The 15884-nt window shown below is 26.7% G+C and carries 13 protein-coding genes; 11 read left to right on the forward strand and 2 right to left on the reverse strand.

All coding sequences use genetic code 11. From position 1 onward, the window contains the following. The first annotated feature begins 1 nt into the window (after nucleotide 1). The 4 genes from CLPU_RS11815 (at nucleotide 2) to CLPU_RS11830 (ending at nucleotide 6941) form a co-directional block, all read left to right on the forward strand. Nucleotides 2-1660, forward strand: a complete 1659-nt coding sequence (locus CLPU_RS11815; protein WP_050355878.1) for a hypothetical protein — start codon at nucleotides 2-4, stop codon at nucleotides 1658-1660. A 317-nt stretch (nucleotides 1661-1977) separates the two neighbouring features. Further along, nucleotides 1978-4458 carry an ABC transporter permease gene (locus tag CLPU_RS11820; RefSeq protein WP_235436174.1) on the forward strand — a complete coding sequence of 827 codons (2481 nt, stop codon included), beginning with the start codon at nucleotides 1978-1980 and terminating at the stop codon, nucleotides 4456-4458. A gap of 11 nt (nucleotides 4459-4469) precedes the next feature. Beyond that, the gene (locus CLPU_RS11825) at nucleotides 4470-5153 is read left to right on the forward strand and encodes an ABC transporter ATP-binding protein (RefSeq protein WP_050355880.1); all 684 of its coding nucleotides are present in this window, start codon (nucleotides 4470-4472) and stop codon (nucleotides 5151-5153) included. A gap of 288 nt (nucleotides 5154-5441) precedes the next feature. Further along, nucleotides 5442-6941 (forward strand): TraB/GumN family protein, encoded by a 1500-nt coding sequence (locus CLPU_RS11830; RefSeq protein WP_050355881.1) that lies wholly within the window; start codon nucleotides 5442-5444, stop codon nucleotides 6939-6941. A gap of 30 nt (nucleotides 6942-6971) precedes the next feature. Here CLPU_RS11830 and CLPU_RS11835 read toward each other — a convergent pair whose 3' ends face one another. Together CLPU_RS11835 and CLPU_RS18045 are read right to left on the reverse strand one after the other, a co-directional pair. After that, nucleotides 6972-7844 (reverse strand): 4Fe-4S binding protein, encoded by an 873-nt coding sequence (locus CLPU_RS11835; protein ID WP_050355882.1) that lies wholly within the window; start codon nucleotides 7842-7844, stop codon nucleotides 6972-6974. Further along, nucleotides 7837-7971, reverse strand: coding sequence for a CD1871A family CXXC motif-containing protein (locus CLPU_RS18045; RefSeq protein WP_097677569.1), 135 nt, complete (start codon nucleotides 7969-7971; stop codon nucleotides 7837-7839). The genes CLPU_RS11835 and CLPU_RS18045 overlap by 8 nt, the downstream gene beginning before the upstream one ends. A gap of 534 nt (nucleotides 7972-8505) precedes the next feature. Between CLPU_RS18045 and CLPU_RS11840 the strand changes: the two genes are divergently transcribed. The 7 genes from CLPU_RS11840 to CLPU_RS11870 all read left to right on the forward strand — a co-directional run bounded on the left by CLPU_RS11840 (nucleotide 8506) and on the right by CLPU_RS11870 (nucleotide 15668). After that, nucleotides 8506-9207, forward strand: a complete 702-nt coding sequence (locus tag CLPU_RS11840) for a response regulator transcription factor (RefSeq protein WP_050355883.1) — start codon at nucleotides 8506-8508, stop codon at nucleotides 9205-9207. Beyond that, nucleotides 9207-10187, forward strand: coding sequence for a sensor histidine kinase (locus tag CLPU_RS11845; RefSeq protein WP_050355884.1), 981 nt, complete (start codon nucleotides 9207-9209; stop codon nucleotides 10185-10187). The genes CLPU_RS11840 and CLPU_RS11845 overlap by 1 nt, the downstream gene beginning before the upstream one ends. Nucleotides 10188-10385: 198 nt before the next feature. Next, a complete protein-coding gene (locus CLPU_RS11850; protein WP_050355885.1) occupies nucleotides 10386-11144 on the forward strand; it encodes an ABC transporter ATP-binding protein in 759 nt (252 codons plus the stop codon). Then, nucleotides 11131-13050 (forward strand): FtsX-like permease family protein, encoded by a 1920-nt coding sequence (locus CLPU_RS11855; RefSeq protein ID WP_050355886.1) that lies wholly within the window; start codon nucleotides 11131-11133, stop codon nucleotides 13048-13050. Before CLPU_RS11850 ends, CLPU_RS11855 begins: the two co-directional genes overlap by 14 nt. A 349-nt stretch (nucleotides 13051-13399) precedes the next feature. Next, complete coding sequence (locus tag CLPU_RS11860; protein WP_050355887.1) at nucleotides 13400-13948, forward strand: hypothetical protein; 549 nt, start codon at nucleotides 13400-13402, stop codon at nucleotides 13946-13948. A gap of 202 nt (nucleotides 13949-14150) precedes the next feature. Continuing rightward, on the forward strand, nucleotides 14151-14636 hold the full coding sequence (locus tag CLPU_RS11865) for an LURP-one-related/scramblase family protein (protein WP_050355888.1): 486 nt from the start codon (nucleotides 14151-14153) through the stop codon (nucleotides 14634-14636). Between the two features lie 18 nt (nucleotides 14637-14654). Further along, nucleotides 14655-15668 carry an NADH:flavin oxidoreductase gene (locus tag CLPU_RS11870; protein WP_050355889.1) on the forward strand — a complete coding sequence of 338 codons (1014 nt, stop codon included), beginning with the start codon at nucleotides 14655-14657 and terminating at the stop codon, nucleotides 15666-15668. Nucleotides 15669-15884: the final 216 nt, after the last annotated feature.

Below are 15884 nucleotides of genomic sequence, written 5' to 3' on the forward strand. Positions count from 1 at the left end.
TATGAAAGAGAGTATATCATTAAGAATACTTGATAAATTTGAATATCTGTTTGAGAAAATGGGAGTAAACTATAAAATAATGAGAAGTATACTTAAAGTAAAATTTGCTATGGATGAAAGAAGAGTTCCTGTAAACATGAATGGAATGTACGATAAAGATAAAAAAAGTTTATTTGCAAAACCAATGGTATCATATGGAGTGATTGGGATTATAGTAGGTCTTTTAACTATTATTCCAGCTCCTTTGTTTGTTAATATGAATATGATTATAGGAATGATAATGTTCATGGTGACAATGAGTTTGATATCTGATTTTTCATCAGTTTTACTAGATGTAAAAAGTAAAAATATACTTATGTCGAAACCAATAGATTTGAAAACTATAAATACAGCTAAGATAATTCATATAATAGCTTATTTATTTACTATGGTTGTTGCCATTTCTGGAATAGCATTAATAATTGGGACTATAAAACATGGTGTGTTATTTTTTATAATACTTTCTTTAGAACTTATACTTGTTTCTTTATTTATTATATTTTTAACTTCATTTTTGTATAGTGTTCTACTAAAATATTTTGATGGTGAAAAGCTAAAAGATATAATAAATTACTTTCAAATATTTTTTTCAATTGTATTGATAGTAGGATATCAATTTGCAGTAAGAGCAGCTCAATTTTTAAATATTGATTCAACTGCTACTTTGAAATGGTGGAAATTCTTTATACCATCTATGTGGTTTGCAGCTCCTTTCGAAATATTTATAAATAATAATTATAAGGCATTATATATATACTTAACTATAGTAGCTATTTTAGTTCCGGTAATATGTATAATACTTTATATAAAAATAGTATCACCATATTTTGAAAAAAACTTATCAAAGCTTAATAATAATAAAGGTACAAAAAATAACTTCATTGAGAAAAAACAAAAATTACAAATGTTTATATCAAAGTTAATCTGTCAAAACAAAACTGAAAGGACATTTTTTAGATTTGCTCAAAATATTATTTCTAGAGAAAGAAAACTTAAACTAAAGATATATCCTTCTCTTGCTATTGCAGTGATATTACCATTTATTACAACATCAAATTACTTTACTGATGTTAAATCTATTTCTGAAGTTATAAAGGAAATATCCAATAGTAATTTATATTTTTATATTTATTTCACTATTGCTATGATATCTACATCAACTATGATTATTAGTTTAAGTGAAAATTACAAAGGATCATGGATATATAAAGCTCTTCCTATAGAATCTATAGAATATGTACATAAAGGTGCGATAAAAGGGCTTATTTTAAAATATCTTGTACCAATATATGTTGTTATAGCTGGAATATTTCTAGTAATATATAAAGGAAAAATAATATTAGATATTATAGTAATGTTTTTAGTAATGATACTATTTACACTTTTTGCATATAAAAGGGCAGACATAGAACTACCTTTTAGTGAAGATGTAGATCAAGTCCAGAAACAAGCTGGATCAACTACTATTATTAATATGATAATTGGTGGAGTATTAGCTTTATTACACTATATATTACTTAAAATAAAATTTGGATTAATAATATACACAGGTATATTAGTTATAATTATAATGTTGTTTTGGAAGAAATCGTTCATACCGCAGAAAAAAATATATAATTAATTATATAGATAAGTTAATAATTTAATATAAAGGCAAAAGGATATAAAACTTATAAGTTATGTGTCCTTTTGCTTTTTATATATAAGAGATTTTGTTGATACTTTTATTATTAAAGTTAAACATTAACTATAGATTGTATATTACTAGGAAACCAATATTTCATAGAGCATGAATATTACAACTATTAGTAACTGAATAAAAATAAGACAAATTTAATTAAATTTGTTTTAATTAAGTCTAATATATATTAAAATTCATATAAAGAAAAGAGATTGTTAAACACTATATTGAACATCTTGAGGTGAAAAAATGTGCAAATGTTAGTAAAATTTATATTAAGAAATATATTAGAGAAAAAGTTTAGAACTTTTCTTATTGTGTTTTCTATAACATTGTCATCAGCATTGTTTTTTGCATCATCTTCTATATCTGGATCTTTTCAAAAAATGTACTTAAATAAGATCAGAAGTACAATAGGAAATGCAGATATAAAAATAACTTCAAAAGAAAACTCTGATAATATGTTTATAGACTCAAAAGAGATAAGAAATAATAAGCTTGAATATAAAATAGATGCCATAGAGTATTTTGGAGTATATAGTGAAAGTAAAAACAAGGATATGAATGTAAATATAAAAGGAATAAGCTTAAATGATCTTCAGAAAATGAATCCAATAAAATTAGAAAAAAAAGATAGTAAAGAAAAGTTTGATGAAGATAAGATTATAATAAGTGATAAAACTGCAGAGAAATATAAACTTAAAGTTAAAGACATTCTAAATATAAAAATAAATGGCAAGTCATATCCTTTTAAAATATACGGAATAGCAAAGCCACAAGGGATATTTGCTAATGAAGTAGGGTATTTAACTATTTTAACTCCACTTAAGACAATGGAGAAGCATTTAAACACTGATGAAAAAGTAACAACTATTTATGCAAAAGCTAAAAATGAATATAATTTAGATAGTGTTATGAAAGACTTATCTAATAGTAATAAGAATTACAATGTAGAAGAAACAATAAATAAAGAAATATTAGAGTATATGCAATCAAATATTTCAACACCTCTATTTATAATGTTATCAGTTATTCTTGTAATGAGCATATTTATAATATATTCTTCTTTCAAAGTTATAGCTATAGAAAGAATGCCTATAATAGGGACATTTAGAAGTGTAGGAGCAACACAAAAAACTACTACATTTATATTATTAGTGGAAAGCTTTATATATGGAATTCTCGGAGGAATATTTGGAAATATTTTAGGAATAGGTGTTTTAAGAATAATTGCAGATTTTATGAATCAATTTAAGAATGATGGAATCGAAACTATAGTAGAGTTTTCTAGTTCACATCTTATATATTCTTTCTTATTAGCAATAGCTATATCTATATTAAGTGCTATAGTTCCTATAGTTATGGTAAATAAGCATTCTATAAAAGATATAGTCTTGAACATTCAACAAGAAGAAGAGCTAAGAAGTTTTAAAAAGTTGTTAATTAGTATTATATTAATATCAGCATCAATAGGAACGCAAATATTTTTTAAGGGAACCCCAAGTATACTTTTAGCTATGACCGTCATAATTTCTTTTATGATAGGAGTGGTACTATTAGTTCCATACATAATAGAAATATTTTCAATTTTATTTAAAAAGATAAGTACGTATATTTTAGGAAATGAGTCTTATTTATCTTTCAAGAATATAACTAGTAAAGTAGTAACAAGTAATATTGCACTATTTGTTATAGGTATAGCTACAATTACTGCAATAACTTCAATTACACTTAGTGTTCAGAATTATATAACTAGTGGATATGATGAGTATGACTATGAAGTAAAGATAAATGGAATAAGAGATTACGATTCTGTAGAGAAAAGTATAAATAATATAACTGATATAAAAAATCTTTATAGAGAATATTCTTCAATGTATATAGAAATTGAAGGTACAAATGAAAAGATTAGCTTATTAAATGGAGTAAATACAGATAAATATAAAGAATTTTATCCTAAAGTAAATATAGAAGAAGATAATGGGAAACTATTAGATAAATTAAATAAGGGTAGAAACATCATAATACACGAAATTTTAGCTAAAAGAATCAATACAAAGATAGGGGATACCATTAAGCTTGTTATAAATGACGAGAAAAAAGAATATAGGGTCATAGGATTAATGGAAACCAATATAAGCTCTAATGGAAGATATGCAATAATAAGCAAAGATAACTTTCTTAAAGATATTGAAAAATACAACAATTCTTTGCTATTAAAAATAAATAAGGAATCAAATTATATTAAAGATAAGATAGAAAAGAAGCTAAAAGGATTAGGAACTATTGTAACTACAAAACATGAAGAGGAAACTGAGATGAAAGAAAGTAATGGAAACTTCATGTTAATCTTAGAAGGATTTGTTATAATGGCTCTTTTTGTAGGTATGTTTGGACTTGTAAATAACTTGTTTATAAGTTTTATTCAAAGGAAACATGACATAGCTATATTTAGATCTATAGGAATGAGTAACAGTCAGAGCAAAAAAATGTTCATTATTGAAGGAATAGTCTCAGGTATATTTGGTAGTGGCATAGGGGTACTACTAGGAGTAGGATTACTTAAAATGATCCCATATTTATTAAAAGCCATGGATATATCTATGGAAGTATTATATTCCAGAGAGATAATGTTGAGATATTTTATATTGGGGATAGTAGTTATGGTGATAACTTCTTTTATTACTATGTTTAAGTCTTCAAAAGTTAGTATAATTGAAGAAATCAAATACGAATAAAGGTGATAAATATGAAGAATGTAATAGAAATAACTAACTTAAATAAGATATTTAAAGCTGGGAAAGAGGAAGTACATGTTTTAAAAGATATAAATTTAAATATAGAAGAAGGAAGCTTTGCTTCAATAATGGGACCTTCAGGTGGTGGAAAAAGCACTCTTTTATATATTATGGGAGGACTAGATAATCCTTCATCAGGCAATATAAAAATAAATGGTAAGGAATTTTCACTTATGAGTGATAAAGAAAAGAGTGTAGTAAGAAGAAGAAATCTTGGATTTGTATTTCAATTTTATAACTTAGTTCCTAACTTAAGTGTAGAAGAAAATATTCTACTTCCTGTTCTATTAGATGGAAAAAAATTGACTAGACAAAAAGAGACTTTAGATGAGCTTTTAGACATAGTAGAGCTTACACATCGTAGAAAACATACTCCAAGAGAATTATCTGGAGGACAACAACAAAGAGTTGCAATAGCAAGAGCTCTTATTAATAATCCAGAAGTTATATTAGCAGATGAACCAATAGGAAACCTAGATAGTAAAACTGGAACGGAAGTAATGAACTTATTCCAAAGAATTAATAAAGAGAAAAATAAAACTATAGTTCAAGTAACACATTCACATGAGTCTGCTCAATATGGAAGTATGATTATAAATATAAAGGATGGAAAGATAGTTAGTGCCTCAGAATAATTATAATAACTAGCGTGATATCTTTTAGTAGTATAAACGGTACGAATAATATGAGTAACACAAAAACCTCTTAAAATATAAATTTATATTTTAAGAGGTTTTTATATATTCATAAAAAGGAAAATAAGTCAAAATGTAGAATCATCAAATATAGTAAATGTATTTTCAATATTTCAATAGTTCTGTAGAGAATATTGAAGATAACAGATTATAAGTATTATACACAATTAATATAAACTTTAGGAGTCAACATTTTAGATATAAATTTAAATATTAGGAGGTTGTAATATGAGAAAATTAAGAAAACTGAGTTTGTCCTTATTAATTTTTAGTGTCATAATTTCAAGTATTATTTTTCCAAGCTTTAGCTATACAATAGAAAATGGACAAGCTAAAACCAAGGTGGTTAAAGATGTAGATTTGCCAAGTAGTTGGGCTGAGGAAGAAATAAACCAAGCAAGTATATATGGAATAATAGAAAAGGATTTATTTAGAGATTTTCAAAGAGATCTTACTAGAAAGGATTTAGCAAATATAGGGGTAACACTTTATGAAAAACTAACAGGAAAGATAGCTTATTTACCGTCTTCAAATCCTTTCATAGATACTAAAAATGAAAAAGTTCTGAAGGCTTATTCACTAAAGATAGTACAAGGTGTAGGAAATGGTAAGTTTGAGCCAGATAAAAAAGCTACTAGGGAGCATATTTCAATCGTATTATATAATGTGGCTAAACTCTCAAAACCTAATTTAAATCTGAATGTTTCAACTACATTAAATTTTAAAGATGCAGATACTATACCTAAATATGCATTAGAACCTGTAAAATACATGGTACATAAAGGTATAATAAAAGGAAAATCCAATAATTTACTATCTCTTAATGATACTTCTAGTTTAGAGCAAGGTATTATTTTAGCTAAAAGAATATATGAAATAATACTCCAAGAATCTGGGGAAGTAGGTAAAGGATTCTTCTGGAAAGTATCAGGTGGAAACAGTGAAGTATATGTACTAGGATCTATACACATAGCAAATAATAGTATATATCCTTTGAACAGCAAGATGGAAGAAATGTTTAATAAATCAGGGTACTTGGTACTTGAAGCAGATGTTACAGACATTGACGAAGACTATATTAGAAGTATAGCATTTTATAATGATGGAAGTACTTTAAAAGATAATATATCTAAAGAAACTTATGACTTATTTGTTAAGAAAATAAATGATATGGGATTGAATCTACAAGCATTTGAGAATATGAAGCCATGGTATATATCAATGATAATAGATAATTTAGGGTATGTAGAAGGGAATTATGATTCAGATCTTGGGATAGATAATTATTTTTATAATAAAGCAGTAGGCAAAAAAGAAATATTAGAGATAGAAGGAGCTAAGTTTCAATTAGATTTATTTAACAAGTTATCACCAAAAGTTCAAGAAGAAATGTTAATGACATCACTATATCAGTCAAGTGAAAACAAACAGACAGGTGAAAATTTACAAAAAGAAACACTAGACTACTTATTAGACTTGTGGAAAAGAGGGGAAACTTCAGAGTTAGAAAAATATATAGGACTAAGTAGTGAAGCAGAAAGTAGTGAATTTGATAAAATATTTTGGCATGAAAGAAATAAGAATATGACTGAAAAAATAGTATCTTACTTATCTGACGATAGTAAAAAAGTTTACTTTGTTATAGTAGGTGCAGGACATTTAGTAGGAGAAACAGGAGTAATCCCTGCATTACAAAGTAAAGGATATAAAGTAGAACAGATAAAATAAAAAATATGGGACGATATCGTCCCATATTTTTTATTTTATAGTAACTTCATCAGAGCAACTATCTCCTTTTTGATCTTTAAAGCTAAATGAAGACCTAATGGCTCCCTGTGGACATGCTTTTTTACACTTATTACATCTAATACATTCAAGTGAGTTAGGTTTTTCATATACATTAACATTCATTTCGCATACTTTTGAACATTTTCCACATTTGTTACATGCGTTAGTATTTACCTTAAGCTTATAAAAGCTTATAGGATTAAACACAGAATATATTGCACCTAATGGACAGATATACTTACAGAATGGTCGGTATATTAGTATAGCTGCCAGTATAGTAATAAGTAATAGTATCATTTTCCAGGCATATAAAAATCCTATAGTTGATCTTAATGCCGGATTAGTTAAAACTAAAGGTATACCACCTTCAAGTGTTCCAACAGGACATATAAATTTACAAAAATACGGATCTGAAATACCTAGTTCATCTGCTAATACTAACGGAAGTAGTATTACAAATAATGCTAATATCACGTATTTTAAGTATCTTAATATCTTATCACCTTTAATAATTTTTACCTTTTTAGTTGGTATTTTATGTAGTAAGTCTTGTATAAAGCCAAAAGGACATAACCATCCACATATTAGCCTACCAAATAGTACTCCCATAAGTGATATAAAACCAATTACATAGAAAGAGAATTTGTACTTGATACTTCCTATGACTGCTTGTAATGAGCCTATAGGACACGAACCAAGTGCTCCAGGACATGAGTAACAGTTTAAGCCTGGAACACAAAGACTTTTTGTTTTTCCTGTATAGATTTTTCCTTCTAAAAAGCCTTTTATATTTGCATTAGTTCCTATTGAAAATAAAAGTTGAGTTATTGTTCTTTTATCCAATTCCTATACACTCCAGACATATGTTGATTGCTTTTTGAAGAACTGTTTCTACTTCTCCTCTAGCTACCCCATAAAACATAGTTAAAATACTTAAAGTTAAGATAACATACTTAATTTTTTGCTTCAAACTACATACCCCTTTTGTTAAATTATTTTAATCTTTTTTAAAAAGCTTATTTTATTGATTTTTTATGTTCCTCATTTGATTTAGATCTCGCTATAGATTCTTACACTATTTTACCACTTTTATCAATGGAAATTGTAGTGAGGCACCAACGAATTTGCTTAATATTTCTTCTCTAAGTATCTTATTTTAAATTATGCTTTGATATGTTACTTCTTTAGAACTTATTATTTTTAGAGACTAAAGCATAATTGGTTATTATTACGAAATTGACTTTCTTGTCTTTCTTTTATATTTTACATAATTTCTTGATAAACTTAGTTAAAATAAATTTATATTATTTTTTGATATATGATAATACTAGTAGTATAGCTTTTATTAATTCTTAAATGAAATAACTTAAATATAAATAACCAAATAAAAAAATAACTATTAAAACATTTTTTAAGTATAAAATGAAAATCAACAGTCTAAATAGACAGGGAAAGATATGGTCATTAATAAAAAAGACAGAGAAATATATGGAGTGTGGTACTTATGAATTATAAGATAATGATTGTAGAAGATGATACTTCAATTGCAAATCTTCTTAGCGATTATATTGAAAAGTATGGATATGAAACTATAGTAGTTAAAGACTTTGAGAAGGTACTTGAGATATTTGAAGAAGAAAACCCACATCTAGTATTACTTGATGTTAACTTACCTAGATATGATGGATACTATTGGTGTAGAAAAATAAGGAATAAGTCTTTATGTCCTATAATATTCATTTCAGCAAGAGTAGGAGAAATTGAACAAGTAATGGCAATTGAAAGTGGAGCCGATGATTATATTACTAAACCGTTTTATTATGATGTAGTTATTGCTAAGATTAAAAGTCAGTTAAGACGTTCATATGGAAATTATTCATTACAATCTCAGCAAAGAACTATAGAAGTTGAAGGATTAACTTTGTATCCTGAAGTTCCAGAACTTAGATATAATGATAAAACTGTAATTACAACAAAAAAGGAATCTATACTAATAGAAATACTTATCTCAAATTATCCTAAGTCTGTAAGTAGAGATATACTATTAGAAAAGTTATGGGATGATCAGAGCTTTGTTGAAGAAAACACTTTAAATGTTAATGTTGCTAGACTTAGAAAGAGATTACAAGAACTTGATATTGAAGAAGCAATTAAGACTGTAAGAGGAGTAGGATATAGATTAGAAGTGACCTGGAGGAATGATTAATGAAATTTTTCTTTAGGGAGTATGTTTCATTTGTATTCTTATATTTATTTAATATAATATTTCTTATGGTATTTTATTATTTTCTAGGAGGATTTGATAATAGGAATAATTTAATATATTTTATAATTCTGAGTTTATTCATCTTAGGAGCTTTTTTAGTAGGTAAGTATCTTATTAATAGAAGATTATATAATAGATTGCAAAAAGGATATTTTGAGGATTTTGAAAGCTCTTTATCACCTCTTGGAATATCACCACTTTCTGAGAGCTCTCATAAGCTATTTAAGTCTCAATATCGATTATATCAAAAAGAAATACAAGAATATAATAGAAAGCAGAATGAATATTTAACGTTTATAAATCAATGGGTACATCAAATGAAGACACCACTTTCAGTGATTAAGTTAACTGTTCAGCAAAATGAATATGAACCTTATATGGATACAATTAGAGATGAAGTTGAAAAGCTTAATAAAGGATTGAATATGGCATTATACTTGGCTAGATTTAATGTCTTTCAACATGATTTCAAAGTAGAAACTATAGACTTGAAACCAATGATTATTAATGTTGTAAATGATCTAAAACATTTCTTTATAAAGAAAAGAATATATCCTAGCGTTGATATAAAAGATGATATTAGTATTCAATCAGATAAAAAATGGTTAATGTTCATATTAGATCAACTAGTAACTAATGCTATAAAATATTCAATTGACGAAGGGAAAAGAGTATACATTTCAACATATAGAAGAGAACATAAACTGGTACTTGAAGTAAAAGATGAAGGTGTAGGAATACCTAAAAGTGATATAAGGAGAGTATTTGATCCATTTTATACAGGAGAAAATGGGAGAAAATTTGGTGAATCAACAGGTATGGGGTTATATATAGTATCTGAAATTTGCAAGAAATTAGATCATAAATTAGAACTTGAATCTGAAGTAGGACAAGGAACAAGTGTTAGAATCTTATTCTAATTACTTGTTTTTTTATAATTTATTTTCTTCGAATTAAGAGTAGAAGAGTATTTAACTTTTTTAATAGTTAAATACTTATTAGTATATAAAAAATAATAACCTTACACAAATGTAATAAACCTGAAAGATAATTAAATAGTAAGAAATAGATAGATATCCTATACTTAATTTATAACAAATAGTGAAAGGAAGATAAATATGGAAGTATTAAAGTTAAACCAAATTACAAAAACATATGAAGGAAAAGTTTCTTATAGAGTTCTTAAAGGTATAAATCTCTCAATAGAAGAAGGAGAGTTTGTTGCTATAATGGGACCTTCAGGAAGTGGTAAAACTACTTTACTAAACGTTATTTCAACAATAGATGATCCAACTTCAGGAGAAGTTTTACTTAATGGAAAAAATCCTCATAGACTAAAGGGAAGTAAATTAGCTCTTTTTCGTCGTAGAGAATTAGGATTCGTATTCCAATACTTTAACCTTATGGATACTTTAACAATAGGCGAAAATATAGTACTGCCTTTAACACTAGATGGACGTAGCTTAAATGAAATGGACAAAAAGCTAGAACAAATTTCAAAAAAGTTAGGTATAGATAGTATCATAAATAAGAGAACTTTTGAGGTTTCAGGAGGGCAAATGCAACGTGCGGCGATTGCTAGGGCTATAATACATTCACCATCATTATTATTAGCAGATGAGCCTACTGGAAATCTAGATTCAAAAGCATCAAAAGATGTTATGGAATTATTTGAAACTGTAAATAAAGAAGATAAGGTTACTACTTTAATAGTTACACATGATGCCTTCGCCGCAAGTTACTGTAGCAGGGTAGTATTTATAAAAGACGGAGAAGTTTATAATGAAATATATAAAGGTGAAAGCAGACAACAATTTTATCAAAAAATCCTAGAGGTACTTTCTTTACTAGGAGGGGATACTAATGAACTTCTCTAAGTTTGCTTACAATAATGTAACAAGAAACTTTAAAACATATCTAGCATATTTTTTAAGTAGTGCATTTTCGGTATTCATTTTTTTCTCTTTTGCAATATGTATGTTTCATCCTACTATAAGAAATTCTGGCATGGATATAGGCTCAACCGCTTTTATGGCGTTAGCTACATCAGAAATTGTAATATTTATGTTTACATTTTTATTCATATTGTACTCATTAGGTATGTTCTTAAAGATCAGACTAAAAGAGTTTGGAACTTTAACTATATTGGGGATAACCAAAAATCAGATAAACAAATTAATATTATTAGAAAATATAATAATAGGAACATTATCAATAGTTACAGGTATAGTATTAGGAATTGTGTTTTCGAAGTTTTTCTTACTTCTTTCTGCAAAAGTATTATATATAGATATAGATAAGTTTTATTTTCCAATACAGGCTATATTATTAACTTTAGCAGCTTTTGCACTATTATTTATTATAATAGCTACTTTTACGCCAATGATAATTGGAAAACATAAGGTAATAGATTTACTTGACGGATCTAAGAAACCTACAAAGACACCTAAAGCTTCACCAGTACTATCTATAATGTCAGTTGTAATTATAGTATTAGGATATATTGTAGCTTTAGAAGGAGCAGGTATATTCGGCGTAGAAGGAAATGAAATATACATTAGCATGGTATTAATTGTAATAGGGACTTTATTGTTATTCTCACAATTTAGTGTATTTGCTATAGCCCTTCTTAAGAAGAATCGTAAGTTTTATATGAAAAAAACAAATTTACTATGGATATCAGATCTTGCCTATAAGCTAAAAGAGAATTCAAGGATGTTGTTTATAGTAAGTATTGTTTCAACAGTAGCTTTTACTTCAGTAGCAGGACTATTTGTCTTTAATTCAATGAAAGCGAAGGGAACGGAAGAAAAATTCCCGTTACCTTATAACTATATTGCTGAACCAAATGACACTGTCAGAGATAAGAACATAAAAGAAATTGAAAGCAAATTTAAAGAAGGTAATTTTGAATATCATAAGTATACAGCTACTTTTTTAGAACAAAAAAATAATGAAGATGAAAAATACTATATAATGAATGCTTCAGACTACAATAATTTAGCTAAAGCCATAAATAGAAAAACTATTTATATAAAAAATGATGAGGTAGTTTTAGTTCCGACATATCCTAGTCTACCAACTAGAGAAGCTTTGCTAAAGATAAAAAATATTAAGTTTAACTCTACAAATTCTAGCTATAAGGTAAAAGAGGTTGGAGAGTCAAATATATTGCCTATAGGAATTCTATCACAAATGGTAGTTGTAAATGATGATGTTTTTAATAAAATATCTAATAAACTTCCTAATTTAAAATACTATGGATATGATGTTCCAAGATGGAAAGATACATTAAATATACAAGAAGAGATAAGAAAGGATATGATTGACCTAGATAATCCAGAAAAGATGACTCACTATGTGTTGAATTCTCCAAGTCTTTACTATACAGAAAAGCAACAAGGAAATATGCTTTTATATATGGGATTTTTTATAGGAGTGATATTCTTTATAGGAGCAGGTAGTTTCTTATACTTTAGATTCTATACTGACTTAAATCAAGATAAAGAAAAGTACAAAAATATGGCAAAAATAGGACTTTCTACAGATGAAATAAAGAAAACATCTACTATACAAATGGCAACATTATTCTTTGTACCATATATAGTAGCATCTATTCATACTATAGTAGCATTAAAATCTTTAGAGAACATTACGTATACTTCACTTATAGGATATGCTTTAACAGTCCTTGGAGGATTCTTCGTTGCACAAGTTATATACTTCTTAATAATACGATCATTCTATCTTAAGAATGTTACAAAACATATAGGAGAACAATAATATTAAAAGGCTATCAAATTGATAGCCTTTTAATATGTGACATTTCCAGAACATTTTGAGATGTTATTATAAATAGTTATAGTTTCTGTAATGACTGAAAACTGTAGGTAATTACTTTAAAAAATTAAAAGTGTTTCTAGCTCCTTACAAATACAATATAAAGTATTACATCAATGTAAGGAAAATGTAAGAGACATAGATAGTTGATATATATACTTTACATTATAATTAGCTTAGGAAGTTAAAGAACAAGGAGTGATAAACAATGAAAATTAAAAAAGCATTAATACTTTCTTTGACAGGACTAATTGTATTTCTTTGAGCAGGTTGTGATGGAATAAAAGATAAAATGAGTGAAAAATTTAATGAAGAGATTAAAAGAGAGATTGGAAAAAAAGTAGAATATGATAAAGATACTATTTTAAAAGTAGCTCAAGATGGTTTGGAAAAATATTTTAAAGTAAAAGTTAGTACAAATGATAAACAAATTAAATATTATGATCCAAATGATCTTGTAGAGAGTAAAACTAACAAACCTATATATGAGGGTATTGGAATTACAGCATTATCAGAAGGTGAACCAAAGATAAATGAAATTAGAGGATTTGAGGCTAGAATAAATCCTGATAGCAATGAAATATTAAGATTATCAGTTGACAAGCATGTAAAAGGAAATGCTAAGGATACAGTAAAAGATGAGGAAGGTAAAAATATAGCTATTCAATTTATTAAAGAAAATAAATTAATAGAAAATATTGATTCAATGAAATTTATTGAAAGAACAGATGAAAAAGGTATATCTTCATTTAAATTTGAATATGATCAAAATAAAACTATGACAATAGTTATTAACTCTTTAAAAGAAGTTATATCATTTATACATGAAGATAAACAATAAGAGGTAATATATTACTAGTATGAAAAAGAAAGTATTAAAACAATAAGAAATATTTACTTTAATAAAGAAGATAATATTGATGGAATTATCTTCTTTTTATTTTAAATAATTACTAATATAGATAACATGTACTTCTTTTTTTATCTTAATTGTAATAATATATAAGTAGAAATTCAAATATGACGTATGAAGGAGTATAGCTATGAGATATGTTATTAGAGAAAAGATATTTTCTTTAGGCGATAATTTTAATATAGAGGACGAATTCGGTAATCCAAGATTTCAAGTAATAGGAAAGGTATTTTCTTTAGGAGATAAGCTCTCTGTGTATAATATGAATGGAGATGAATTGTTCTATATAGAACAAAAATTACTTAGATTTTTACCAGAATACAGTATATATAAGGGACAAGAATTAGTTGCTAAGATAAAGAAGAAGCTTACTTTTTTTAGATCAGAATTTATGATAGAAAGTATTTATGGAAATTTTGAAATACATGGAGATATTATTGCTTATAATTTTTATATAACTAAAAATGGGGAAACCATAGCTACAGTTAATAAAAAACTTCTGTCTTTATCAGATAGTTATGCATTAGATGTAAAAGATGGAGAAAATGATGACTTTATAGTTACTTTAGTTATTGTTATAGATCAGATATTACATGATAATGATGGAAAGAAATAAAAAAGGGGGGAATGTAGTATGAAAACCTTATTTGACAAAGTCAATATGAACGGACTTGAGGCTAAGAATAGATTTGTTCGTTCAGCTACTTGGGAAGGAATGGCTGATGAAAATGGACATTTAACAGATAATATATATAACTTGTATGAAGACTTAGCAAAAGGAGGAGTTGGACTTATAATTACAGGCTATGCTAAAGTCTTTGAATATGATGAACCAGCTAAAAATATGCTAGGTATTTATGATGATACTTTTGTTGAGGAATATAAAAAACTTACATCATTGATACACAAATATGACTCTAAAGTAATCATACAAATAGTCTTAGGTAAAGAATATATAAACAAAGAAAAAGGATTAAACGAATATGGATTTACAGATAAATATGGTAATGAAGATATAGATAATATAAAGAGAGCATTTAAAGAAGCGTCAAGAAGAGCAAAAGAAGCAGGATTTGATGGAGTACAAATACACGGAGCTCATGGATACTTTTTAAGTAGAACTTTAAGTCCTAAGTACAATACAAGAAGTGATAAATATGGTGGAAGTGTAGAGAATAGAGGAAGACTGATATTAGAAGTATATGATGAAATGAGAAAAGAGGTAGGAAAAGATTATCATATATCTATAAAAATAAACTCTTCAGACTTTGAAGATGATGGCGCAACATTTGAAGAATGTAAATATGTATGTAAGGCCTTAGATGAAAGAGGAATAGATTCTATAGAAATAAGTGGGATGAAACCATCAAATACATCAAAACAAGAAGCTATATATAAAGAGTATGGAGAAGAAATTGCAAAAGAAATAAATGCTCCTGTGTTTTTGGTAGGATTAAATAGAACTGTTGATAGAATGAATGAAATAATAAATTCTACAAAGATAGAGTGTATATCAATATGTAGACCATTTATATGCCAACCAGATTTAGTAAATAAGTTTGAAAATCTAGAAATAAATAAGGTTAAATGTGTAAGTTGTGGTAAATGTGTTACAGAAGAAGGGATTAGATGTATTTTAAATAAGTAAATTATAACTTTATATTAAAGTTAAACTATCACGTTAGCTGAAAATTGTGTATAAATAAAGATTCTAAGTTAGAAATTGTCAGTTACATATTGGCAAAGATCACTATAAAAGTATAAATAAAACATATAGATGACACAAGATAAATAGTTTTTTTTGATTATACAAGCTCCTATAATAAATATTATAATTTTATAAAGTTGAGAAATTTATAATATA

Source organism: Gottschalkia purinilytica, from assembly GCF_001190785.1.
Taxonomy (GTDB): domain Bacteria; phylum Bacillota; class Clostridia; order Tissierellales; family Gottschalkiaceae; genus Gottschalkia_A; species Gottschalkia_A purinilytica.

What these genes read in the sequence shown, in the direction of transcription:
- CLPU_RS11815 (WP_050355878.1), top strand. Translation starts at nt 2, where the DNA reads ATGAAAGAGAGTATATCATTAAGAATACTTGATAAATTTGAATATCTG.
- CLPU_RS11825 (WP_050355880.1), top strand. Translation starts at nt 4,470, where the DNA reads ATGAAGAATGTAATAGAAATAACTAACTTAAATAAGATATTTAAAGCT.
- CLPU_RS11870 (WP_050355889.1), top strand. Translation starts at nt 14,655, where the DNA reads ATGAAAACCTTATTTGACAAAGTCAATATGAACGGACTTGAGGCTAAG.
- CLPU_RS11840 (WP_050355883.1), top strand. Translation starts at nt 8,506, where the DNA reads ATGAATTATAAGATAATGATTGTAGAAGATGATACTTCAATTGCAAAT.
- CLPU_RS11860 (WP_050355887.1), top strand. Translation starts at nt 13,400, where the DNA reads ATGAGTGAAAAATTTAATGAAGAGATTAAAAGAGAGATTGGAAAAAAA.
- CLPU_RS11820 (WP_235436174.1), top strand. Translation starts at nt 1,978, where the DNA reads ATGTTAGTAAAATTTATATTAAGAAATATATTAGAGAAAAAGTTTAGA.
- CLPU_RS11855 (WP_050355886.1), top strand. Translation starts at nt 11,131, where the DNA reads ATGAACTTCTCTAAGTTTGCTTACAATAATGTAACAAGAAACTTTAAA.
- CLPU_RS11850 (WP_050355885.1), top strand. Translation starts at nt 10,386, where the DNA reads ATGGAAGTATTAAAGTTAAACCAAATTACAAAAACATATGAAGGAAAA.
- CLPU_RS11865 (WP_050355888.1), top strand. Translation starts at nt 14,151, where the DNA reads ATGAGATATGTTATTAGAGAAAAGATATTTTCTTTAGGCGATAATTTT.
- CLPU_RS11830 (WP_050355881.1), top strand. Translation starts at nt 5,442, where the DNA reads ATGAGAAAATTAAGAAAACTGAGTTTGTCCTTATTAATTTTTAGTGTC.
- CLPU_RS11845 (WP_050355884.1), top strand. Translation starts at nt 9,207, where the DNA reads ATGAAATTTTTCTTTAGGGAGTATGTTTCATTTGTATTCTTATATTTA.